This is a genomic window from Bradyrhizobium sp. TM239, from assembly GCF_036247985.1.
In the GTDB taxonomy this organism is placed as follows: domain Bacteria; phylum Pseudomonadota; class Alphaproteobacteria; order Rhizobiales; family Xanthobacteraceae; genus Bradyrhizobium; species Bradyrhizobium ottawaense.
Window position 1 is genome coordinate 93233 of sequence record NZ_BTIR01000016.1, and the last position, 21428, is coordinate 114660.

Here is a 21428-nt window from a genome sequence, read left to right on the forward strand (position 1 = left end):
CGCGGGTCACCATACTTATCCTTATGAGGGAATGCACGCGTCGTCATGAGCCGCCTCGTGATGAAATTCGGCGGCACATCCGTCGCCAACATCGAACGTATCCGCAACGTCGCACGCCATGTGAAGCGTGAGGTCGACGCCGGCCATGAAGTGGCCGTGGTCGTCTCGGCGATGTCCGGCAAAACCAACGAGCTGGTGGCCTGGTGCACCGAGGCCTCGCCGATGCACGACGCGCGCGAATACGACGCCGTCGTCGCCTCCGGCGAACAGGTGACATCCGGCCTGCTCGCCATCGTGCTCCAGGGCATGGGCATCCAGGCCCGCTCCTGGCAGGGCTGGCAGATCCCGATCAAGACCAGCGACGCCCACGCCTCGGCCCGGATCGAGGACATCGACGGCAGCGAGATCATCAAGCGCTTCAGGGAGCGCAAGGAGGTCGCGGTCGTCGCCGGCTTCCAGGGCATCGACCCGAAGACCAACCGCATCACCACGCTCGGCCGCGGCGGCTCCGACACCTCGGCCGTCGCGATCGCCGCCGCCGTCAAGGCCGACCGCTGCGACATCTATACCGACGTCGACGGCGTCTACACAACCGACCCGCGAATCGTGCCGAAGGCCAAGAGGCTCGACAAGATCGCATTCGAGGACATGCTGGAACTGGCCTCCCAGGGCGCAAAAGTGCTCCAGGTCCGCTCGGTGGAACTCGGCATGGTCCACAACATGCCGATCTTCGTCCGCTCGAGCTTCGACAAGCCCGAGGATATCGACCCGCATGCCAACCAGCCGCCCGGCACGCTGATCTGCAGCGAGGAGGAGATCATGGAAAGCCACGTCGTCACCGGTATTGCCTTCTCCAAGGACGAGGCCCAGATCTCGGTGCGCCAGATCGAGGACAAACCGGGCGTCGCGGCCTCGATCTTCGGCCCGCTGGCAGAGGCCAACATCAACGTCGACATGATCGTGCAGAACGTCTCCGAGGACGGCAAGACCACCGACCTCACCTTCACGGTGCCGGCGGCCGACTATACCCGCGCCAAGGACACCATTACCGCCGCCAAGGGCAAGATCGGCTATGCGCGGCTCGATACCGCCACCGACGTCGCCAAGATCTCGGTGATCGGCAGCGGCATGCGCAGCCATGCCGGCGTCGCCGCCCAGGCGTTCTCGGCCCTCGCCGGACGGAATATCAACATCCGGGCCATTACAACCTCCGAGATCAAATTCTCGGTTTTGATCGACACCGCCTATACTGAGCTTGCGGTGCGCACCCTGCACACGCTCTACGGTCTCGATCAGGGCTAGACTAATTTTCTCTTAGCGGTCGCAGCAAACGCGAAGGTGTACACACCTTCGCGTTTGGCAGGCGTTTTGCTTGGCAAAACAAGCCTCAATTCGCTATACGGCGAACAGGGTGGGCTGCCGCAGACTGTGTCCCAGTTAGGCGGCGCTGATTCGGTGCAAGCGCTAGATCTCGTGTAGATTTTGGGTTTGTGCCTGCGCCGGACAAACAAATTGGTTGTTTTTCTGGAATTTTAGGCCAGCCGCCGGCCGATACCGCCGGGCCGGGCAGACGGAGGAGATTGACGGGACATGCGGAGCGCGTCGGGAGGTCCCCGCGTCTTGTTGAGACGGCTCCGCGAAACCATGGCGGAGCAGGTTTCGGCCCAGGAGCGGCTGGACAAGATCGTGGTGCTGATCGCCGCCAACATGGTGGCCGAGGTGTGCTCGGTCTATGTGCTGCGCATCGACAACACCCTGGAGCTCTACGCCACCGAAGGCCTCAACCGCGAGGCTGTGCACCACACCGTGCTCAGCGCCCATGAGGGCCTGGTCGGCCTCGTCGCCAGCGAGGCGACGCCGCTCAACCTGAGCGACGCGCAGAGCCACCCGGCCTTCTCGTTCCGCCCGGAGACCGGCGAAGAAATCTACCACTCCTTCCTCGGCGTGCCGATCTTGCGCGCCGGCAACACGCTCGGCGTGCTGGTGGTGCAGAATCGCGCCAAGCGCAACTATGTCGAGGAGGAGCTCGAGGCGCTGCAGACAACCGCGATGGTGCTGGCCGAGCTGATCGCCTCGGGCGAGCTGTCCGCGCTGGCGCAGCCGGGGCTGGAGCCTGCCGCGCGCCATTCCGCGCAGAAGGTCGGCGCGATCCTCTCGGAAGGCATCGCGCTCGGCCATGTCGTGCTGCACGAGCCGCGCGTCGTCATCAAGGACTACATCGCCGAGGACCTGCCCAAGGAAATCAAGCGGCTCGACACCGCGCTGGCCAAGCTCCGCGCCGATCTCGACCGCATGCTGGAGCGCGGCGACGTCGCCGAGGGCGGCGAGCATCGCGAGGTGCTGGAAGCCTATCGCATGTTCGCCAACGACCAGGGCTGGTCGCACAAGCTGCACGAGGCGGTCGCCACCGGCCTCACCGCGGAAGCCGCCGTCGAGCGCGTGCAGTCCGACACCCGCGCGCGCATGCTGCGCTCGACCGACCCCTATTTGCGCGACCGGCTTCACGATCTCGAGGATCTCGGCTACCGCCTGATGCGGCAGCTGGTCGGCCAGGACCACGCGCCCTCGCGCGAGCAACTGCCCGACAACGCCATCGTCATCGCGCGCGCGATGGGCCCGGCCGCGCTGCTCGACTACGACCGCAAGCGCCTGCGCGGCATCGTGCTGGAAGAAGGCACCGCCAACTCCCACGTCTCGATCGTGGCGCGCGCGCTCGGCATTCCCGCCGTCGGCGAAGTGCCGAATGCGCCGGGCATCGCCGATCCCGGCGACGCCATCATCGTCGACGGCACCTCCGGCTCGATCTATGTGCGCCCCTCGCAGGAAGTCGAGGCGGCCTTCGCCGAGCGCGTGCGCTTCCGCGCCCGCCGCCAGGCGCAATATCTAGCGCTCCGCGACCTGCCCTGCGTCACCAGGGACGGCCAGAAGGTCGAGCTGATGATCAACGCAGGTCTTGCGATCGACCTGCCGCATATCGAGGACACCGGCAGCGCCGGCATCGGCCTGTTCCGCACCGAGCTGCAATTCATGGTGGGCCAGAGCCTGCCGCGCACCAGCGACCAGCTGGCGCTGTATCGCACCGTGCTGGATGCGGCCGGCAGCAAGCCCGTCACCTTCCGCACCCTCGACATCGGCGGCGACAAGGCGCTGCCCTATATGGAAGCCGTGATCGAGGAAAATCCCGCGCTCGGCTGGCGTGCGATCCGGCTCGGGCTGGATCGTCCCGGCCTGCTGCGCGGCCAGATTCGCGCGCTGCTGCGCGCCGGCGGCGGCCGCGCGCTGCGCATCATGTTCCCGATGATCTCGGAGGTCGCCGAATTCGATTCGGCGAAGGCGCTGGTCGAACGCGAGCTCACCTACTTGCGCCAGCACGGCCATACGCTGCCTGAAAGAATCGACATCGGCACCATGGTCGAGGTCCCCGCGCTGCTCTATCAGCTCGACGAGCTCCTGAAGAAGGTCGACTTCATCTCGGTCGGCTCCAACGACCTGTTCCAGTTCCTGTTCGCGGTCGATCGCGGCAATGCCAAGGTCTCCGAGCGCTTCGACACCATGTCGGCGCCGATCCTGCGCGCGCTGCGCGAGATCGCGCGCAAATCGCAGGCGGCGAACAAGTCGCTCTCGCTCTGCGGCGAGATGGCGTCCAAGCCGATCGGCGCACTGGCCCTGATTGCGCTGGGCTACCGCTCGCTGTCGCTTTCGGCAACCGCGCTCGGTCCGGTCAAGGCCATGGTCATCGATCTCGATGCCAAGAAGGCCGAAGCCATGCTCGGCCCGCTCCTGGACGCGCCGTCGGGCAGCGTCTCGATCCGGCAGAAACTGACGGAATTTGCCGAGGCCGAAGGCCTGGCATTGTAGCGGGCCTGTCGCCGCTCGCTGCCGCCTCGCCTCCTTCCGCCATTTGAGACTGAACCGATGTCGTCACTCCCCGAAGCCAAACTGGACGTGCTCCTTGCACATCACGCCTCTCTTGAGGCCGAATCGCTGGGACAGCTCTCCTCCGAGCGCTATGTGCAGATCACGCGCGAGCTCGCCGAGATCACCCCGCTGATCGAGGCCGTGAAGGCATATCGGTCTGCCGTCAAAGAACTCGCCGACACCGAGGCGCTGATCGCCGATCCCGCGACCGATGCCGAGATGCGCGGCATGGCGGAAGCCGAACGCGACGAGCTCGCGCCGAAAATCGAGGAGCTGGTCCAGAAGATCCGCGTCGCGCTGCTGCCCAAGGACGCCATGGACGACCGCAACGTGGTGCTGGAAATCCGCGCCGGCACCGGCGGCGACGAGGCCTCGCTGTTTGCCGGAGACCTGTTCCGGATGTACGAGCGCTTCGCTGCCTTGCAGGGCTGGAAGGTCGAGGTGATCTCGGCCAGCGAAGGCACCGTCGGCGGCTACAAGGAAATCATCGCGGAGGTGCAGGGCCGCGGCGCGTTCTCCAAGCTGAAATTCGAATCCGGCGTGCATCGTGTGCAGCGCGTGCCGGACACCGAGACGCAGGGACGCATCCACACGTCGGCCGCGACGGTGGCCGTGATGCCCGAGGTCGAGGAGGTCGACGTCGACATCAAGAACGACGATCTCAGGATCGAGACCATGCGCGCGCAAGGCGCCGGCGGCCAGCACGTCAACAAGACGGAATCGGCGATCCGCATCACCCACATCCCGACCGGCATCGTGGTGATGATGCAGGACAGCCGCTCGCAGCACAAGAACCGCGCCTCCGCCATGAACATCCTGCGCTCGCGCATCTACGACGCCGAGCGCCAGCGCGTCGATGCCGCGCGCTCGGCCGAGCGCAAGGAGAAGGTCGGCTCAGGCGACCGCTCCGAGCGCATCCGCACCTACAATTTTCCGCAAGGGCGCGTCACCGACCATCGCATCAACCTGACGCTCTACAAGCTGCCGCAGGTGATCGCAGGCGAAGCGCTCGGCGAATTGACCGATGCGCTGACCACCGAGCATCAGGCCGCGCAGCTCGCCGCTCAAGGCGCGGCAGCCTGATCCCTGCCTCAGCGCACCTTTGCCGGGAACGATCGCAGGATCTTGCCCAACGCGGGTGCAGCGGCGCTCAGCTCGTCCAGGTGAATGCGCGAAAGCGACCGCAGCTTCTGCTCGCCCTTGGCCGTCAGCTTGACCAGGACGCGCCTTGCATCCTCGGGATCGGCTTCCCGGCCGATCAGCTTCAGCTTCGCCATGCGGTCCACCAGTTCCACCGCCGTATGGTGCCGGATCAGGAGGAAGCCGGCGATGTCGCCGACGCTGGCACCGCCGGGGTCGGCCAATCCCTTGATCGCCAGCAGGGCCTGGTGCTGCTGCGGCGTCAGTCCGGCGTTCTGGGCCGCCGCTTCACTAAAGGCGAGGAAAGTGCGCAGCTGATAGCGGAATTGCGCGAGCGCCGCATAGTCAGCCTCACGCATTGCGCCGCCCCTCGAGGGCGTAGCGCGCGCCGTGCGTCCAGTCTTCCGCTTCGCGTCAGCCATTCCGTACCTTCGACCTCCGCCCGCCGGCGGAGCGGGCGCTGCCGAGACTAGCAAGGATGGCCGGGCGGAACCACCGACGGGCGTCGCAGATGCACAAATATAGGGTGCTTTACAGCCCTGCTATTCGAAGTTGGAGAGCTTCTTCACCAGGATGACCTGAAACGCGATCGGAATACGAACGCTCTTCCGCCTGATCGAGCGCTGGAGCGCACTGGCGATCTCGGCGCTGGTCAAGGCGCCTTCGGATGCATTCGTGATCAACTCACCCCACATCTGCGACAGCGAGCCGACGGGCGGGATCACCGGCTTGATGGTCACGCCGCAGCCCTGCGCCCAGTCGACGATCTCCCGCATCGTGTGAGGACCGCAATTGCGCGTCGTCGCAAGCCGCTCGGCCGTCAGCGCGAGCAGCAGATCGCGCGAGGGCGACCAGGCCCCCTTCGGCGGCTGCTCGCCGGTGAGCTCGACCGCGAGCTCCTTCAGGACGTTCTGGGCCCGCACGCTCAGTCTCTGCATCGGTACGGGCGTGCGCTTGGCCTGAACGGAGCCGACGGCCGGCCCCCGCTGACCGGCGGACCGGCTGCGCGGCTCCGGCATGCGCAAGGCATCGCCGGGCTGCGGCGATGCGCGCTGGTCGCTCCCCTCCCCGGCAGGCCACGCCGCCTCCTGCCGCTCCGCCTCTTGCGGCCAGGACCGTCGCTTCCGGGTACCCGCTACTGTCGTCTGCCGCGGCATCTCTCTCGCCGAACCCGCCAATCTCGTACTCACAAAGACTAATATATATCGTGATCCGATATGTTTTCACGCGATAATTTTCGTCGTTCGACCAAAGGCGAAATTGACAGAAGGTGTTCACGAGCAATGTTTACGTCCAGGAGCCACACGCGGATGTGACGTGCCCGGTGCAGGCAGGCCCTTCGAGGCCGGTTGCCGCCGGACAGGTCGTGTTTTGCCTGCAAACAAGAACGATATCCGGAGGAAACGATCATGACCGACAATCTCATTCGCCGTGGCCTCTCGCGCCGCGGCCTGCTCCAGACCACGGCAGGCCTCATCGGCGGCTCGGTGCTGCCTGCGATGCCGGCCTTCGCCGAGGACAAGCCGGCCGTCGGCTCCTATCCCGCGGGCGTTTCGGGTTCCACCGCCTTCATCGGCATCTCGGTGCCGCGCACCGGAACCTATGCCGTTCAGGGCGAGGACGAGCTCAAGGGCTATCAGCTCGCGATCGAGCACATCAACAGCGGTCACGACCTGATCAAGAAGATCTCGCCGAAGACCAGCAAGGGCGTGCTGGGCAAGGAGCTGAAATTCGGCGTCGCGGATTCTGCGGCCAAGCCGAACGAGGCCGTGCAGGCGCAGCAGCGCTTCATCAGCGAGAACAAGGCGATCATGATCACCGGCGGCACCTCGAGCGCCGTTGCCGTGGCGCTGAACAAGCTCGCCCAGCGCGAGCATGTGCTGTTCGTCTGCGGCATCTCCGGCTCGAACGACACCACCGGCAAGGACTGCGTCCGTTACGGCTTCCGCCAGAACTTCTTCGGCCAGACCGCCGCGGCGGCGATCGGCCCCGTCATGGTCAAGGAGTTCGGCAAGGGCAAGAAGGCTGCGTATCTCACGCCTGATTACACCTACGGTCACACCGTCACCAAGTCGATGCAGGACTTCCTTGCGACCGCCGGCTGGACCACCGTGACCAACCAGGTCGCGCCGCTCGGCGCGCCCGATTATTCCTCGTATCTGCTGAACGTCGCGAATTCCGGCGCCGACGTGCTGATCAACGTCAACTGGGGTCACGACGCGGTGCTATCGACCCAGCAGGCCAAGCAGTTCGGCGTGCTCGACAAGATGAAGCTGGTCGTCCCCTACCAGGTGCCCTTCATCGCGCGCGAGACCGGCGGGCTGATGCAAGGCGTCTACGCCGCCACCGACTATTGGTGGACGCTCGAGGACAAGTTTCCGCTCGCCAAGATGTTCAACGAGGCCTTCGAGAAGAAGTACGGCTACAAGCCGGAATGGGGCGCGGAGAACGCCTATGTCAGCTTCGCGCACTGGGCCCGCATGTGCGAGCAGGCCGGCAGCTTCAACCCGCCCGACGTGATCAAGGCCTATGAGAAGGGCGAGACGCTGCCGTCCCTGGTCGGCGACGTGCATTACCGCCCCGAGGACCATCAGTGCGTCCGCCCGGTGATCATCGTCAAGGGCAAGCAGCAGAAGGACATGAAGACCAAGGAAGACTGGTACGACGTGGTCGAGATCGTCCCGGGCGAAGGCTTGATGCAGAAGCCGGACGCCTTCGGCTGCCATCCCGGCGACTACAGCTGAGCTCGCGCTACCCCCCTGTGACGCCGTAGGTCGCTTCCGGCTCCTGCGGCGTCATCCTTTTCTGCGCACCGCCGGAACGCGCCACAACCGTGATCATTGCATGATTAGTTGGCCCAACCTCGTCTCGCAGCTCTTCAACGGGCTCGCGCTCGGCGCGCTGCTCGCGCTGATCAGCTCCGGCCTGACCATTATCTACGGCACGCTCGGCGTGCTCAACCTCGCGCATGGCGCGATGTTCATGATCGGCGGCTATGCCGGCTTCGTCGCCTACCAGTACACCGAATCGTTCATCCTCGCCGTGATCGCCGGCTCGCTGTTCGTGATGCTGCTGGGCGTTGCGATGGAACGCGTCATCATTCGCCATTTCTATCATCGGCCGCACGAGGACCAGTTGCTCGTGACCTTCGGGCTCGGCATCTGCTTCGTCGAGATCATCCGGCTGATCTTCTCCAGCCAGTCGCAGCTGGTGCCGCCGCCGGCGATATTCCAGGGCATCACCAATCTCGGCTTCATGTTCTATCCGACCTACCGCCTCGCGGTGGTCGGCATCGTCGCGATCGCACTCGGCGCGCTGTTCATCATCCTGTACCGGACCCGGCTCGGCATGATCGTGCGGGCCGGCATCGAGGACTCCGTGATGGTGGATTCGCTCGGCATCAATGTCTACCGGGTCTTCATGGTGGTGTTCGGCATCGGCGCGATGGCCGCCGGCTTTGCCGGCATCGTCAACGCGCCGGTGGTGTCGCTGACACCGGGCATCGGTGACGACATCCTGGTCCAGACCTTCGTGGTGGTGGTGATCGGCGGCGTCGGCTCGTTTCCAGGCGCGATCCTGGGCGGCCTGATCGCCGGCGAGATCATCAGCGTCACCTCCATGTTCAACCCCGGCTACGCCTATGTGATGCTGTTTGCGGCGATGACGCTCGTGCTCGTGGTGCGACCGCATGGCCTGCTCGGCGTCCAGGGCCGCGAGTAAGTGGTCTCCTGATGCTCAAGCAACGCCCCTTCCTGATCGAAACACTGACGGCCATCGGCCTGATCGTGGCTCCCTTCGTGCTGCCCCATCTCGGCTTCGCGCCCAACACCGTGAACCGGATCCTGGTCTGGGGCCTGTTCGGCCTCGGCTTCGACATCCTGTTCGGCTTCACCGGCCTGTTGTCGTTCGGCCAGTCCGCCTTCTACGGCACCGGCGGCTTCGTCGCCGCCTACCTCCTGACCCGCGCCGGCTTCGGCAACGTGTTGGGCGCGCTGATCATCGGCATGATCGCAGCGGCCGCGACCGGCTATCTGATCGGCCTGATCGCGCTCCGCCGCACCGGCATCTACTTCGCCATGATCACGGTCGCGATCGCGGAAGTGTTCTTCTTCGTCGAGTTCAATCCGCTCTCCGACTTCACCGGCGGCGAGAACGGCCTGCCGGGCGTGCCGACGCCGAGCTTCGATCTCGGCTTCACCACCGTCCACTTCACCAATGGCTGGTCACTCTACCAGTTCATCGCGCTGTGCTACTTCATCGGCGTCATCATCGCGCTGAGGATCGTGCGCTCGCCGGTCGGCGCAATTCTGAGCGCGATCCGGGACAATCCGCTGCGCGCCACCGCTGTCGGCCACAACATCCACGGCTACAAATTGACCGCCTTCGTGATCGCAGCCGCCTACGCCGGTTTCGCCGGGGGCCTGCTTGGCGTGCTCCAGGCCTTCATGCCGCCGGACGCCTTCACTTTCGACACGTCCGGCCAGCTGGTGATGCAGACTGCCATCGGCGGCCGCGGCACATTGTTCGGGCCGCTGGTCGGCGCGACCGTCTGGCTCTTCCTTCAGGATTTCCTCCAGTCCGCGCTGGGCTTGGGTGCCGCCTGGAAGCTGGTGCTCGGCGTCGTGTTCGTGCTGCTGGTCTGCTTCCTGCGCGGTGGCATCATCGGCGGTCTGGCGGACCTTTATCGCCTCGTCGCCGGCAGGCGTAAGCGGCACGATACGGAGGCCGAGCCGGACACTGAGACGACGCTACAACCCGTGCCGGCGCCGATGCAGGCCAAGGAAGTCGCGCACCCCGCTTATTCCGGACCCATCCTGAAAGCCACCGGCCTGACCAAGCGCTATGGCGGCCTCGTCGCCAACAGCGACATCGATTTCAGCGTCAATCAAGGCGAGCTGCGCGGCATCATCGGTCCCAACGGCGCCGGCAAGTCGACCTTCTTCAAGATGCTGACCTGCGAGATCGCGCCGACATCGGGCCAGATCGTGTTCGAGGGACGCGACATCACGGGATTGAAGGTCACCGAGGTTTGCCAGCTCGGGCTCACCAAGAGCTACCAGGTCAACCAGCTCTTCACCGGGCTGACGGTGCGGCAGAACCTGACGATCGCCGCGCTCGCCGAGCTGCGCGGCAAGTTCCGCCTCGACCTCTTCCGCAAGCTGTCCAGCGTCAAAGGCCTGGCCGAGCAGGTGGAGCATACGCTCGCTTTGGTCAACCTGACCCGCCGTGCCGACACGCCGGTCTCCGAACTCGCTTATGGCGAGAAGCGCAGGCTCGAGATCGGGCTCGCGCTCGCGACCTCGCCGCGCCTGCTGCTGCTCGACGAGCCGCTCGCGGGCATGAGCCCGCGTGAACGGATCGAGACCGTCAAGCTGCTCAAATCGATCGCGCGGGGCCGCACCATGATCATCATCGACCACGACATGGATTCGCTGTTCGAGCTGGTCGAGCGCGTGACGGTGCTTCAGGAGGGCAAGGTGCTGCTCGACGGCACGCCGGAGGAAATCAGGACCAACGCCGCCGTGCAGGAAGCCTATCTCGGCGGCGTGCACGGGGAGATCGCCGCATGAGCCTGATCGAGGTCAACGGCCTGAACAGCTATTACGGGGATTCCCACATCCTGTTCGACGTCGCCATGCACGTCGAACGTCACGAGGTGGTGGCGCTGCTCGGCCGCAACGGCGCCGGCAAGAGCACGACGCTGAAGAGCCTGATGGGCGTCGTGACGCCGCGCAGCGGCAGCGTGAAGTTCGACGGCATCGATATCGCCGGACGCAGGAGCCACAGGATCGCGCAGGCGGGCATGCAGCTCGTGCACGAGGAGCGCCGTATCTTCGGCAGCCTGTCGGTGGAGGAGAACATCACCCTTGCCGGGATCACCGCGCCGAAACGCTGGCCGCTCGACCGCATCTACGAGATGTTTCCGCGGCTGAAGGAGCGACGGAGCAACCGCGGCACCGAGCTCTCCGGCGGCGAGCAGCAGATGCTCGCGATCGCGCGGGCGCTGGTGCGCGATCCCAAGATCGTGCTGCTGGACGAGCCGTTCGAGGGGCTCGCGCCCGTGATCGTCCACGATCTCGTCAAGGCCTGTCGCGAGCTGGCGGCGGCCGGCCAGACCATCGTGCTGGTCGAGCAGAATTTGGCGGCGACGCTGGCGCTGGCGAGCCGGATCTATATCATCAACAACGGTCACATCGTGCACGAGGGCCCGGCACGGGAGCTCAAGGCCCAGCCGGAGCTGCTGCAGCGCTACCTTGGCGTTTAGTCAGCCGCCATTCAACGACCAGGCTCAGCCGCCAAGCGCCGCGATCATCCGCTTGGCGTGATCGGCGAGCACGGCCATATCTTCCTTGCGCGTCTGCGCCGGCAAGAGATCGACGCCGGCCCTGACGGGCATGACGTGCATGTGCAGGTGCAGGACCACCTGCCCGCTGGCCGGCTCGCTGAACTGCTGGAGGATGATGCCCTCAGCGTCAAACGCCTTCATCGCCGCAATCGCGATTCGCTTGGCCGTCCGGGCGACGGCGGCCAGATCGTCCTCCGCGATATCCAGGATGCCGCGCGCCGGCGCCCGCGGAATCACCAGCGTGTGTCCGGGCGTGCGCGGCATGATGTCGAGGAAGGCCAAGCTGCGGTCGTCCCTGAAAACCTCGAAGCAGGGAATCTCGCCGCGCAGGACCTTTGCGAAGACGTTCTGATCGTCATAGGCCGTCATGGACCCCTCCGTCGCTGCGAGGCGCGATCAAACGCGCTCCTTTCCGTTGACGCAAGCGAGCCGGCCGATCTATCCACGATGGCAGGCAGGATGGCTCCATTGGCGACAAATATCGATCCCGGACATAATGTCGAGAGTGCGCGGCGCGCGCTCGCGGCACGGCTGCAATCGGCCGGCATCGAGGAGGCGACCCTCGATGCGCGCCTGCTCGTCGGGGCCGCGCTGGAGCTCGATCTGACCGGGATGGCGACGCAGGCATCGCGACAACTCACGCCTGAGGAGACCACGCGGCTCGAGCGATACGCGCAGCGCCGGCTCGCGCATGAGCCGGTCGCCCGCATTCTCGGCGCGCGGGAGTTCTGGGGCATGCCGCTGCGGCTGTCCGAGGCGACACTGGTCCCGCGGCCGGACACCGAGACCGTCGTCGAACTGGCGCTCGAGATCTTTCGCGGCCTCGCGATATCGGGGCGGCGCCCATTGATCGCCGATATCGGCACTGGATCGGGCGCCATCCTGCTCGCATTGCTGCGCGAGATTCCCGGCGCTTTTGGCGTCGGCACCGACGTCAGCCTGACGGCGCTCGACACGGCGCGCGACAATGCGGCCGCTCTCGGCCTCGCCGGCCGCGCCGGCTTCGTTGCCTGCTCCTATCTGACGGCGCTGCGCGGGCCGTTTGACCTCATCGTCTCGAACCCGCCCTATATTCCCTCCGCCGAAATTCCGAAACTGAGCATCGAGGTGCGCGAGCACGATCCGCATCTGGCGCTCGACGGCGGCAATGACGGATATGACGCCTATCGCGCCCTGATCCCGCAGGCCGCCGAGCGTCTCGCCCCCGGCGGAGCGCTGATCGTCGAGGCCGGACAGGGGCAGGCCAGAAATATTGAAACCTTGATGACGGCAGGCGCGTTAACGGTGGACAGGCCACCCAAGGCCGACCTGGCGGGCATTCCGCGGGCCGTTTCGGCCCGAAAAATGCCCCCATAAAAGCCGGATTGGCTTGCAAAAAGCTCTTGGAATATCCCTTGGGAACGACTACGTTCCGATCAACACATCGGTGCCGGCCCCGTAGACCTACGGGCGAAAGCCGGGCTCTCGGGCGAGAGCTTTACTGATAAAGGTTCCAAGCCGCAGGTCCTGTGAAGCGCGATAGCCATTGGAGCTGCGCTGCTCTCCGACCGCAAAGTGAACGAAAGCCTGATATTGCGCTTGAAGACTTACGCAACACAGCTGGGCTTGTTTCGGCAGGCAAAATGAATGGGTTCGCTGGCGATCAGTGCTGGCGGGTGGGGAACGCGTCCTTGTTGAACGCGACGGTCGACGAACATCGGCAGGGTTTGATCCGCTCTTGCGCGCGGTGCGCGCGAGCGATGTGAACCGCTGGCACGAGGTCACTCCTAGCAATCAGTAATGCGTGCAACGTTTAGGGCTGGAATTAAAGGCAGGACATGAGAAACGGTCAGAACAAGCAGCGGATGCGCAACCGCAACAATAACAATAACAACAACAACCGGCGCAGCCAGAACCCGATGACCCGGGTCTACGAGTCCAACGGACCCGACATCAAGATCCGCGGCACCGCCTCACACATCGCTGAGAAGTATCTCCAGCTCGCACGCGACGCGCGCTCTTCCGGTGACCCCGTTGCAGCCGAGAACTACTACCAGCACGCCGAGCATTATTTCCGCCTGATCGCCGCTGCCCAGGAACAGTTCCGCCAGAACCAGCAGCCGCGCGGTGACGAGCCGATCAGCAGCAACAGCGACGACGGCGACGACGACGGCGAGAACTTCTCGAATTTCGGCCAGGAGCCGGGCTTCGTTCCGCAGCCGCAACAGCAGCAGCCCTTCGCGCGCGACCGCGACGGCCAGCGCGATCATCACCAGCGTGATCATCAGCAGCGCGACAACCAGCCCTATCAGCGCGAACAGCAGCAACCGCGCGAGCACCGCGAGCGCGACCATCGCCCGCAGCCGCAATATCAGCCCCAGCCGCAACCGCAGAATCAGCCGCAGCCCGTCGTCACCGACGCCGGCAACGTCGATCGCCTGCCCTCCTTCATCACCGGTGCGCAGCCGCAGGTGAATGGCGGCACGAATGCCGGCCAGGCCGGCTTCGAGGGCGGTGCCGGCGGTGGCGAACGCTTCCCGCGCCGGCGGCGCCGGCCGCATGGCCCGCGCCCCGAGCGAGAGGCGGCTCCAGCCGCATCCGGCGACGATCTCGCGCCCAGCGAGTAAGTGAGCTTCTTCTGATCGACTGATCTGGAATCGTCCCGGCCTCGCCGGGACGATTTGTTTTTGACGACCATCGGTCGCGGCAACGCTTGTGAGACTTAGCTGCGCGTCGCCGTCGTCGAGGACGGCACCAGCACGGGCTTCGCCAGCGACGGAATGAGCCGCGCCCGCTCGCGCTTGGCGGGGATCGCGCGGTAGACCTGCTTGGTCGCCTCCACGATATGGACGCCGGCGAAGGGCAGCGACAGTGCCGCACCGGCGCGCTCCCACATCTGCGCCGATTTCAGCACCCAGCCGCCGGCATAGGGCGGCATGAACAGCGCCTCGCCCCAAGCGGTCGGGGTGAACCAGGTCTGGCGCAGCAGATCGGTGATCTGCGAGCGCGAATAGGGCCGGCCGTGACCGAACGGCGTGCTGTCGGTGCGGGTCCACACCCCGCGCCGGTTCGGGATCACCGCGATCACGCGCCCGGACGGCGACAGCACGCGCCAGACCTCGCGCAGCAGCGCGGCCGGATCGTCCGACATCTCCAGCGCGTGGACCAGCAGGATGCGGTCGACCGCAGCGTCGGGAAGCGGCAGCGAGAATTCGTCGACCAGCGAGGCCAGCGCCGGCCGACCCGTCGGCCATTTCAGGACACCCTGGGCCGCCGGCATGAAGGCGAGGCAGCGCTCGGCATCTTCGCGGAACAACCCCAAATAGGGTGTGGGATAGCCGAGGCCGAGCACGCGCTGGCCCTCCGCCCTCGGCCAGCGTTCCCTGATGCCGCGATTGATCATTTGCCGCGCCACGATCCCGAGGCGGCGGGAATAGAACTCGCGGAGGTCGACGACGTCGATGGTCATGACGGCAATGTAACATGCACGAGACCGCCGCCGCGCGCGGAATATTGCATTGCCTGCGCAACGTTAACGCCATATTTGTCTGGCGGGGCTGAGCCCGATGGAGATGACATGGCCGCCGAAATTCGTACTTTCAGCTGTTTAAACGACAATTTCGGCTATCTGATCCACGATGTGGAAACCAAGGCGACGGCGTCGATCGACGCGCCTGAGGCCGGCCCCATCCTGGCGGCGCTGGAGCGCGAGGGCTGGCAGCTCACCGACATCCTGATCACCCATCATCACGGCGATCATGTCGGCGGGGTCGCCGAACTCAAGCGGAAATACAATTGCCGCGTCGTCGCGCCGCACGACAAGACCACCGAAATCGCCAACGTCGACCTGCGTGTCGCCAATGCCGACGTGGTCAAGATCGGCAATTTGCTGGCGCGCGTCCTGGAGACGCCCGGCCACACGCTCGACCACATCTCCTACGTGTTCGACACCGAGAAGACGGTGTTCGCCGCCGACACGCTGTTCTCGATCGGCTGCGGCCGCGTGTTCGAGGGCACCTATCCGATGATGTGGGATTCGCTTCTGAAGCTGCGTGCCCTGCCCGACGACTTCAAGCTCTATTGCGGCCACGAATACACGGCCTCAAACGTCAAGTTCGCGCTCACCGTCGATCCCGACAATGCGGCGCTCCAGGCACGCGCGGCGGAGGTGACGAGGCTCAGGGCCGAGAACAAGCCGACCATTCCCACACTGCTCGGCGACGAGAAGCGGGCCAACGTGTTCCTGCGCGCCGACGAACCGTCGGTCGCAGCAAGGCTGCACATGAAGGGCGCGGATGCCGCCGCGGTGTTCGGCGAGCTGCGCGAGCGCAAGAACAAGTCCTGAAGAGCAAGTCCTGCAGAAGAAAGTCCTGACTGGATCGATGCCGACCGCAGCCGAGATCATCGCGCGCCTTGAACTCCGTCCGCATCCCGAGGGCGGCCATTACCGCGAGACGTTTCGCGACCAGACCACGGACGTCAACGGACGGTCGCGCTCGACCCTGATCTACTTCCTGCTGGCACGCGGCGAGCGGTCGCACTGGCATCGCGTCGATGCGGTCGAGACATGGCACTATTACGCCGGCAGCCCCTTGATGCTGCGCATCGCCCATGACGGCTGCTCGCAGCACGAGGTGCGGCTCGGCACGGACCTTGCGAATGGAGACCGGCCACAGGCGATCGTGCCGGCGCAGGCCTGGCAATCCGCGGAGACGACGGGCGAGTGGACGCTGGTCGGCTGCACCGTGGCTCCGGCATTCGAGTTCGCAGGCTTCGAGCTCGCACCAAAGGGCTGGGAGCCGTAGCTCCCTTCACCTCTTCCTTAGCACCATGTCCTTCGCGGCAATCAAGCCGCCGCCGGCAATCAGGATCGCGGCAATGGCGATGTTGGCGCTGGCCTTGGCAAAACCGGCGGCGATGAGGAAGCCGGTCGAGAGCAGCGGCGTCGCGTAGGAGGCGGCGCCGAGCACGCGGATGTCACCGCGCTTCATGCCGATGTCCCATGCGTAGAAGGCGGCTCCGACGGGACCGATGCCGAGCGCAATCACCGAGAGCCATTGCAGCGTGGTCTCCGGCCAGACGGTGGTCTCGAGCAGGCCGTGCATCAGCGCGGCAAGCGCGGCGGTGGCCAGGCAGAATCCGGCGACCGCATCGGTCGGCACGGCCTTGAGCCGGCGCGACAGCACCGAATAAGCCGCCCAGACGAACGCGGCGATGAAGGCCGCAGCCAATCCCGGCACCTGCCCCGCCGCGAAGCCGGAGGTGTTGCCGGCGAACAGCAGCACGGTGCCGACAAGGCCGAGCACCGCGCCGACGATGTGATGCGGGGCGAGCCGCTCGCCCGGCAGGAAGGACGAGAACAGCACGATCAGGAGCGGCCAGAGATAGTTGAGCAAGCCGGCTTCGGCCGGCGGCGCGAAGCGCAGCGCGAGGAAATACAGCGCGTGATAGCCGAACAGGCCGCCGACGCCGACAGCCCAGACGACCAGCGGCTGACGCAGGCTCTTCGCCGCCTCGCCGCGGCCGATCCAGGTGAGCAGGCCGACCAGGCCGCCGATCGCGAAGGTCATGGCGGCGAGCTGGAACGCCGGGATCTTTCCGGTCGCCACCGTCATCACCGACAGCAGCGACCACATCAGGATCGCGGTCAATCCGATCAGCGTGGCTGTGCGCGGGGTCATTGAACGAAGGCTCTGAGGACAACGATGCCCGGCACGAGGCCGGGCATTGTCGCCTTCACTATCGCCTTGTTGCGCCTGAAGCTACAGGCTTTTGATCGAAAGGCTTGGCGCCGCATCAGGCCTGATATTGGCCGCCATTGATGGTCATGGTCGAGCCTGTGATGAATCCGGCCTCGTCGGCCGCGAGGAACACGACCGCGCGGGCAATCTCCTCGGGCTCGCCGAGCCGGGCGACCGGGATCTGCGGGATCACGTTCTTCTCCAAAACGTCCTTCGGCACCGCCTGCACCATTTCGGTGTTGATGTAGCCGGGGCAGATCGCGTTGACGGTAATGCCGCCCTTGGCATTCTCGAGCGCGAGCGCCTTGGTGAAGCCGATGTCGCCGGCCTTCGCCGCGGAATAATTGACCTGACCAAACTGCCCCTTCTGGCCGTTGATCGACGAGATCGAGATGATGCGGCCGAACTTGCGCGCACGCATGCCTTCGATGACCTGACGCGTCATGTTGAAGAGCGAGCCGAGATTGGTGTTGATGACCGCGTTCCACTGCTCCAGCGTCATCTTGTGGAAGGCGGTGTCGCGGGTGATGCCGGCATTGTTGACGAGCACCTCGACCGGCCCGAGATCGGCCTCGACCTTCTTCACGCCCTCGGCGCAGGCATCGAAACTGCTGACGTCCCATTTGTAGACGGCGATGCCGGTCTCGGCCTTGAACTTCTCCGCCGCCGTATCGTTGCCGGCATAGCTCGCCGCAACCTTGTATCCCGCCGCCTTCAGTGCCTTGCTGATCGCAGCACCGATGCCCCGCGTACCACCCGTGACCAATGCAACACGTGCCATGTCGTATTCCTTCCCTTGGACTCTTCGGACGTTTCTGAAGCGATCGTTTTTAACGTTGGATTATGCGGTTGGTTTGACGGACATCAAGAACAAAACGCCCGGCGTTGAGCCGGGCGTTTGTATTTAGTCGAGGCCTGCACGGTTGCGAAGAATATTTGATTTGCAACCGCTGCCTTTTTAGTCGCGTGCAACGCACTCACTGACGTGTGCAGCGCACGCGCAAACTGCGCGTAAGCTACGTGTCAGCTATCTTCAGTCGCGCGCGATGCACATCGCAATGCCCATGCCGCCGCCGATGCACAGCGTGGCGAGGCCCTTCTTCGAATCGCGCTTCTGCATCTCGTGCAGCAGCGTCACCAGCACGCGTGCGCCGGACGCGCCGACGGGATGCCCGATCGCGATCGCGCCGCCGTTGACGTTGACCTTGGAGGTATCCCAGCCGAGATCCTTGTTGACGGCGCAGGCTTGCGCCGCGAAGGCTTCGTTGGCCTCGATCAGGTCGAGATCGCCTACATTCCAGCCGGCCTTCTTCAGCGCGGCGCGCGAGGCCGGGATCGGGCCCGAGCCCATGATCTTCGGATCGACGCCGGCCTGCGCCCAGGACACGATCCGCGCGAGCGGCTTCTTGCCTTCCTTGGCGGCCTGCTTGGCGGTCATCAGCACCACGGCGGCGGCGCCGTCATTGATGCCGGATGCCGAGCCCGCGGTGACCGTGCCGTCCTTCTCGAAGGCGGGCTTGAGCTTGGCCATGCCGTCGAGCGTGGCGCCATGACGCGGATATTCGTCGGCGCTGACGACGATGTCGCCCTTGCGGGTCTTGATGGTGACGGGAACGATCTCGTCGTTGAACTTGCCGGCCTTCTGCGCCGCTTCGGCCTTCTGCTGCGAGGCGACCGCGAACTCGTCCTGCTGGGCACGCGTGATCTGCCACTGCCGTGCGACGTTCTCGGCGGTGTTGCCCATGTGGTAGCCGTTGAAGGCATCCCACAGGCCGTCCTTGATCATGGTGTCGACGAACTCGACAGGACCCATCTTGACGCCGCCACGCAGATACTGGGCGTGCGGGGCCATGCTCATGGATTCCTGGCCGCCGGCGACCACGATCTCGGAATCGCCGTTGAGCAGCGCCTGGTAACCGAGTGCGACCGTGCGCAGGCCCGAGCCGCAAAGCTGGTTGACGCCCCAGGCCGGGCTCTCCACCGGAATACCGGCAGCGATCGAGGCCTGACGGGCCGGGTTCTGGCCCTGGGCGGCGGTCAGGATCTGACCCATGATGACTTCCGAGACCCGACCGGGCTCGATGCCACCGCGCTCCAGCGCGGCCTTGATGGCAATGGCGCCGAGATCGTGGGCGGGAAGGGTCGCGAACGCTCCGTTGAAGCTTCCGACCGGGGTGCGGGCGGCGCTGACGATGACGACATCGTCTGACATGGGCATCTCCTGAGGCTTGAGGTTTCTTGAAGGGGGCAGGCGGGGCTTTGAGAAAACGGCTCGCCAGTCTCGTCAGCCATCCTGTTAACGTCGTTGAGGCATGTCAATCGGCCGGCGACCGAATTCATACCGCAGCGCATTCAAAATAGCGTTCTTGGCGCTTTCGCAAGCAAGATTTTGCTCTGCGATTAACCGTGCCGCACAAAACGGTAGCGTGAGCCCTTTGAAAATGCTTATTTTGTTGCGTTGCGTACTCTTCCCGCCCTGCGGCATAGCCCGCTCGGTTCCCGTTCTCCGCGCTTGCAAGTGAGAGCCCATGGCGAAATCAGACCAACCCACGACCATCAAGAAATACGCGAACCGCCGGCTCTATAACACCGGAACGAGTACCTATGTGACGCTGGAAGACCTCGCCGCGATGGTCAAGGATGGCGAAGATTTCCTGGTTTATGACGCCAAGACCGGCGACGACATCACCCGCTCCGTGCTCGCCCAGATCATCTTCGAGCAGGAGAACAAGGCCGGCCAGAACCTGCTCCCGACCACCTTCCTGCGCCAGCTCATCCGCTTCTACGGCGACAGCATGCAGATGGTGGTGCCGAAATATCTGGAGCAGTCGATCGCGACCCTGACCCAGGAGCAGGAGAAGTTCCGCAAGCAGATCGCCAACACCCTGTCCGGCACTCCTTTTGCTCCTCTGGAAGAACAAGTCCGCCGGAACATGGAGCTGTTCCAGCAGACCTTCTCGATGTTCAAGCCGTTTGCTCCCAATGCGGGCCGTCCGGCGGCCGCCGCCGAGACGGAGTCCGACGCGAACGCCGAGACGCCGAAGGACAGCAACATCGACGATTTGCGCCAGCAGATGAAGGACATGCAGGAGCGCCTCGAGCGCATGTCGAAGAAGGACGAGTAGGCCTTCCCGGTCGCGCTCGCGCGTCAGCCTGCGGCGGGCGTGCGATTGGCAAATTTGCACGCTCCCACCATTTCTTCTTCACCGGCTTTAGCCCCGTCATCCTGAGGGGCGAGGCCCGTAATGCAGATCATTGCGGGCCGAGCCTCGAAGGATGAGCGGCCGGGATACAGCCGGGCCGTCGTCCTTCGAGGCCTCCGCTCCGGCGCCTCAGGATGACGGCTTGACACGCACGGAGCGCGCCATGCCCGACCGCACCATGCATTGGGACAACGTCTACGCCACCAAGGGCGAGGCCGAGGTCAGCTGGTTTCAGGATAGCCCGACCATCTCGCACGACATGATCCGCGCGGCCAATCCGGATCGCGACGCGGCGATCATCGATATCGGCGGGGGCGCTTCGCGGCTGGTCGATGCTCTTCTTCAAGACGGATATCGCGATCTCACCGTGCTGGACCTCTCCGCCAACGCGCTCGACGCGGCGAAGGCGCGAATCGGTCAGACCTCTTCCGCGGTCGACTGGATCGTCGCCGACGCCACGACTTGGCGGCCGGCCAGGACTTACGATGTGTGGCACGACCGCGCGGCCTTTCACTTCCTGACCGAACCCCGCGACAGGGCGGCTTACGTCGAGCGCCTGCGATCGGCGATTGCGCCCGGCGGCCAAATCATCATCGCGACGTTTGCGCCCGATGGTCCGGAAAAATGCAGCGGCTTGCCGGTGCAACGCCATGACAGCGCCAGCCTTGCTGCGGAGCTCGGGCCGGATTTCGAGCTGGTCGATACGCGCCGCGAGACGCATCATACGCCGTGGAATTCGACGCAGGCGTTTCAGTTCAGCCGGTTTCGAAAGCGCAACTAAGATCAGCTGTCATGCCCCGCGAAGGCGGGGCATCCAGTACGACGAGGCCCATCGGTTCAATCACTGCTGTCTCTGGAATACTGGATCGCCCGATCAAGTGTTTAGCCCGGACAGATCACTGACAGGTGTTCGGAGACATAGCTGACACATCAAACTGGGCTGGATTGGTCGATTCGGGAGGCCGTCCATGCCCTGGAACGAGGTGTCGGTAATGGATCAGCGGCGCGAGTTTGTGCGACTTGCCTTGCAGGACGGAACGAACCGGCGGGAGCTGTGCCGGCGGTTCGGGATCAGCCCCGGCGTGGGCTACAAATGGCTGA

21 protein-coding genes are annotated in these 21428 nt (G+C 65.0%); 14 read left to right on the forward strand and 7 right to left on the reverse strand.

The features are described from left to right. Positions 1 to 45: 45 nt before the first annotated feature. From AABA84_RS25445 to prfA, 3 genes are all read left to right on the forward strand, one after another. Positions 46 to 1302 carry an aspartate kinase gene (locus AABA84_RS25445; protein WP_338313575.1) on the forward strand — a complete coding sequence of 419 codons (1257 nt, stop codon included), beginning with the start codon at positions 46 to 48 and terminating at the stop codon, positions 1300 to 1302. A gap of 288 nt (positions 1303 to 1590) precedes the next feature. Continuing rightward, the gene (ptsP, locus tag AABA84_RS25450) at positions 1591 to 3858 is read left to right on the forward strand and encodes a phosphoenolpyruvate--protein phosphotransferase (RefSeq protein WP_338313576.1); all 2268 of its coding nucleotides are present in this window, start codon (positions 1591 to 1593) and stop codon (positions 3856 to 3858) included. Between the two features lie 57 nt (positions 3859 to 3915). Next, a complete protein-coding gene (prfA, locus tag AABA84_RS25455; RefSeq protein WP_212247135.1) occupies positions 3916 to 5001 on the forward strand; it encodes a peptide chain release factor 1 in 1086 nt (361 codons plus the stop codon). Positions 5002 to 5009: 8 nt separating this feature from the next. Here prfA and AABA84_RS25460 read toward each other — a convergent pair whose 3' ends face one another. Together AABA84_RS25460 and AABA84_RS25465 are read right to left on the reverse strand one after the other, a co-directional pair. After that, positions 5010 to 5480, reverse strand: coding sequence for a MarR family winged helix-turn-helix transcriptional regulator (locus AABA84_RS25460; RefSeq protein ID WP_338309009.1), 471 nt, complete (start codon positions 5478 to 5480; stop codon positions 5010 to 5012). A gap of 120 nt (positions 5481 to 5600) precedes the next feature. Continuing rightward, the gene (locus tag AABA84_RS25465; protein WP_338313577.1) at positions 5601 to 5996 is read right to left on the reverse strand and encodes a hypothetical protein; all 396 of its coding nucleotides are present in this window, start codon (positions 5994 to 5996) and stop codon (positions 5601 to 5603) included. A gap of 471 nt (positions 5997 to 6467) precedes the next feature. Here AABA84_RS25465 and AABA84_RS25470 point away from each other — a divergent pair, with 471 nt between their 5' ends. The 4 genes from AABA84_RS25470 (at position 6468) to AABA84_RS25485 (ending at position 11323) form a co-directional block, all read left to right on the forward strand. After that, positions 6468 to 7802, forward strand: a complete 1335-nt coding sequence (locus tag AABA84_RS25470) for a substrate-binding protein (protein ID WP_212247139.1) — start codon at positions 6468 to 6470, stop codon at positions 7800 to 7802. A 100-nt stretch (positions 7803 to 7902) separates the two neighbouring features. Continuing rightward, positions 7903 to 8778, forward strand: a complete 876-nt coding sequence (locus tag AABA84_RS25475; protein WP_026202378.1) for a branched-chain amino acid ABC transporter permease — start codon at positions 7903 to 7905, stop codon at positions 8776 to 8778. Positions 8779 to 8789: 11 nt separating this feature from the next. Then, positions 8790 to 10628, forward strand: coding sequence for a branched-chain amino acid ABC transporter ATP-binding protein/permease (locus AABA84_RS25480; protein WP_338313578.1), 1839 nt, complete (start codon positions 8790 to 8792; stop codon positions 10626 to 10628). Beyond that, positions 10625 to 11323 carry an ABC transporter ATP-binding protein gene (locus AABA84_RS25485; RefSeq protein ID WP_338313579.1) on the forward strand — a complete coding sequence of 233 codons (699 nt, stop codon included), beginning with the start codon at positions 10625 to 10627 and terminating at the stop codon, positions 11321 to 11323. The genes AABA84_RS25480 and AABA84_RS25485 overlap by 4 nt, the downstream gene beginning before the upstream one ends. A 24-nt stretch (positions 11324 to 11347) precedes the next feature. Here the strand turns inward: AABA84_RS25485 and AABA84_RS25490 are convergent, their stop codons facing one another. Next, positions 11348 to 11773 (reverse strand): HIT domain-containing protein, encoded by a 426-nt coding sequence (locus tag AABA84_RS25490; protein ID WP_338313580.1) that lies wholly within the window; start codon positions 11771 to 11773, stop codon positions 11348 to 11350. 90 nt (positions 11774 to 11863) lie between these two features. Here AABA84_RS25490 and prmC point away from each other — a divergent pair, with 90 nt between their 5' ends. Both prmC and AABA84_RS25500 read left to right on the forward strand, forming a co-directional pair. After that, positions 11864 to 12760 carry a peptide chain release factor N(5)-glutamine methyltransferase gene (gene prmC, locus AABA84_RS25495; RefSeq protein WP_338313581.1) on the forward strand — a complete coding sequence of 299 codons (897 nt, stop codon included), beginning with the start codon at positions 11864 to 11866 and terminating at the stop codon, positions 12758 to 12760. Between the two features lie 461 nt (positions 12761 to 13221). Continuing rightward, positions 13222 to 14010 (forward strand): DUF4167 domain-containing protein, encoded by a 789-nt coding sequence (locus tag AABA84_RS25500; RefSeq protein WP_212247145.1) that lies wholly within the window; start codon positions 13222 to 13224, stop codon positions 14008 to 14010. Positions 14011 to 14105: 95 nt separating this feature from the next. On the opposite strand, the gene AABA84_RS25505 is transcribed toward AABA84_RS25500, so the two are convergent. Further along, entirely contained in the window at positions 14106 to 14852 is a 747-nt protein-coding gene (locus tag AABA84_RS25505) for a methyltransferase domain-containing protein (protein WP_018320530.1), read from the reverse strand. Positions 14853 to 14960: 108 nt separating this feature from the next. Between AABA84_RS25505 and gloB the strand changes: the two genes are divergently transcribed. Further along, on the forward strand, positions 14961 to 15728 hold the full coding sequence (gloB, locus tag AABA84_RS25510) for a hydroxyacylglutathione hydrolase (RefSeq protein ID WP_212247146.1): 768 nt from the start codon (positions 14961 to 14963) through the stop codon (positions 15726 to 15728). Positions 15729 to 15765: 37 nt separating this feature from the next. After that, positions 15766 to 16188, forward strand: coding sequence for a cupin domain-containing protein (locus AABA84_RS25515; RefSeq protein WP_212247147.1), 423 nt, complete (start codon positions 15766 to 15768; stop codon positions 16186 to 16188). A gap of 6 nt (positions 16189 to 16194) precedes the next feature. Here the strand turns inward: AABA84_RS25515 and yddG are convergent, their stop codons facing one another. From yddG to AABA84_RS25530, 3 genes are all read right to left on the reverse strand, one after another. Further along, positions 16195 to 17064 carry an aromatic amino acid exporter YddG gene (yddG, locus tag AABA84_RS25520; protein WP_338313582.1) on the reverse strand — a complete coding sequence of 290 codons (870 nt, stop codon included), beginning with the start codon at positions 17062 to 17064 and terminating at the stop codon, positions 16195 to 16197. Positions 17065 to 17179: 115 nt separating this feature from the next. Beyond that, on the reverse strand, positions 17180 to 17905 hold the full coding sequence (phbB, locus tag AABA84_RS25525) for an acetoacetyl-CoA reductase (protein ID WP_212247153.1): 726 nt from the start codon (positions 17903 to 17905) through the stop codon (positions 17180 to 17182). Positions 17906 to 18157: 252 nt separating this feature from the next. Further along, a complete protein-coding gene (locus AABA84_RS25530) occupies positions 18158 to 19336 on the reverse strand; it encodes an acetyl-CoA C-acetyltransferase (RefSeq protein ID WP_212247155.1) in 1179 nt (392 codons plus the stop codon). A gap of 316 nt (positions 19337 to 19652) precedes the next feature. On the opposite strand from AABA84_RS25530, the gene phaR reads away from it, so the two are divergent. From phaR to AABA84_RS25545, 3 genes are all read left to right on the forward strand, one after another. Then, a complete protein-coding gene (phaR, locus tag AABA84_RS25535) occupies positions 19653 to 20249 on the forward strand; it encodes a polyhydroxyalkanoate synthesis repressor PhaR (protein WP_338309000.1) in 597 nt (198 codons plus the stop codon). 241 nt (positions 20250 to 20490) lie between these two features. Further along, positions 20491 to 21108, forward strand: a complete 618-nt coding sequence (locus AABA84_RS25540) for a class I SAM-dependent methyltransferase (protein WP_338313583.1) — start codon at positions 20491 to 20493, stop codon at positions 21106 to 21108. A 187-nt stretch (positions 21109 to 21295) separates the two neighbouring features. Next, positions 21296 to 21428: helix-turn-helix domain-containing protein (locus AABA84_RS25545; protein ID WP_338313584.1), on the forward strand; the 133-nt coding region annotated here is incomplete at its 3' end.

What these genes read in the sequence shown, in the direction of transcription:
- AABA84_RS25445 (WP_338313575.1), top strand. Translation starts at nt 46, where the DNA reads ATGAGCCGCCTCGTGATGAAATTCGGCGGCACATCCGTCGCCAACATC.
- ptsP (WP_338313576.1), top strand. Translation starts at nt 1,591, where the DNA reads ATGCGGAGCGCGTCGGGAGGTCCCCGCGTCTTGTTGAGACGGCTCCGC.
- prfA (WP_212247135.1), top strand. Translation starts at nt 3,916, where the DNA reads ATGTCGTCACTCCCCGAAGCCAAACTGGACGTGCTCCTTGCACATCAC.
- AABA84_RS25460 (WP_338309009.1), bottom strand. Translation starts at nt 5,480, where the DNA reads ATGGCTGACGCGAAGCGGAAGACTGGACGCACGGCGCGCGCTACGCCC.
- AABA84_RS25465 (WP_338313577.1), bottom strand. Translation starts at nt 5,996, where the DNA reads ATGCAGAGACTGAGCGTGCGGGCCCAGAACGTCCTGAAGGAGCTCGCG.
- AABA84_RS25470 (WP_212247139.1), top strand. Translation starts at nt 6,468, where the DNA reads ATGACCGACAATCTCATTCGCCGTGGCCTCTCGCGCCGCGGCCTGCTC.
- AABA84_RS25475 (WP_026202378.1), top strand. Translation starts at nt 7,903, where the DNA reads ATGATTAGTTGGCCCAACCTCGTCTCGCAGCTCTTCAACGGGCTCGCG.
- AABA84_RS25480 (WP_338313578.1), top strand. Translation starts at nt 8,790, where the DNA reads ATGCTCAAGCAACGCCCCTTCCTGATCGAAACACTGACGGCCATCGGC.
- AABA84_RS25485 (WP_338313579.1), top strand. Translation starts at nt 10,625, where the DNA reads ATGAGCCTGATCGAGGTCAACGGCCTGAACAGCTATTACGGGGATTCC.
- AABA84_RS25490 (WP_338313580.1), bottom strand. Translation starts at nt 11,773, where the DNA reads ATGACGGCCTATGACGATCAGAACGTCTTCGCAAAGGTCCTGCGCGGC.
- prmC (WP_338313581.1), top strand. Translation starts at nt 11,864, where the DNA reads ATGGCTCCATTGGCGACAAATATCGATCCCGGACATAATGTCGAGAGT.
- AABA84_RS25500 (WP_212247145.1), top strand. Translation starts at nt 13,222, where the DNA reads ATGAGAAACGGTCAGAACAAGCAGCGGATGCGCAACCGCAACAATAAC.
- AABA84_RS25505 (WP_018320530.1), bottom strand. Translation starts at nt 14,852, where the DNA reads ATGACCATCGACGTCGTCGACCTCCGCGAGTTCTATTCCCGCCGCCTC.
- gloB (WP_212247146.1), top strand. Translation starts at nt 14,961, where the DNA reads ATGGCCGCCGAAATTCGTACTTTCAGCTGTTTAAACGACAATTTCGGC.
- AABA84_RS25515 (WP_212247147.1), top strand. Translation starts at nt 15,766, where the DNA reads ATGCCGACCGCAGCCGAGATCATCGCGCGCCTTGAACTCCGTCCGCAT.
- yddG (WP_338313582.1), bottom strand. Translation starts at nt 17,064, where the DNA reads ATGACCCCGCGCACAGCCACGCTGATCGGATTGACCGCGATCCTGATG.
- phbB (WP_212247153.1), bottom strand. Translation starts at nt 17,905, where the DNA reads ATGGCACGTGTTGCATTGGTCACGGGTGGTACGCGGGGCATCGGTGCT.
- AABA84_RS25530 (WP_212247155.1), bottom strand. Translation starts at nt 19,336, where the DNA reads ATGTCAGACGATGTCGTCATCGTCAGCGCCGCCCGCACCCCGGTCGGA.
- phaR (WP_338309000.1), top strand. Translation starts at nt 19,653, where the DNA reads ATGGCGAAATCAGACCAACCCACGACCATCAAGAAATACGCGAACCGC.
- AABA84_RS25540 (WP_338313583.1), top strand. Translation starts at nt 20,491, where the DNA reads ATGCCCGACCGCACCATGCATTGGGACAACGTCTACGCCACCAAGGGC.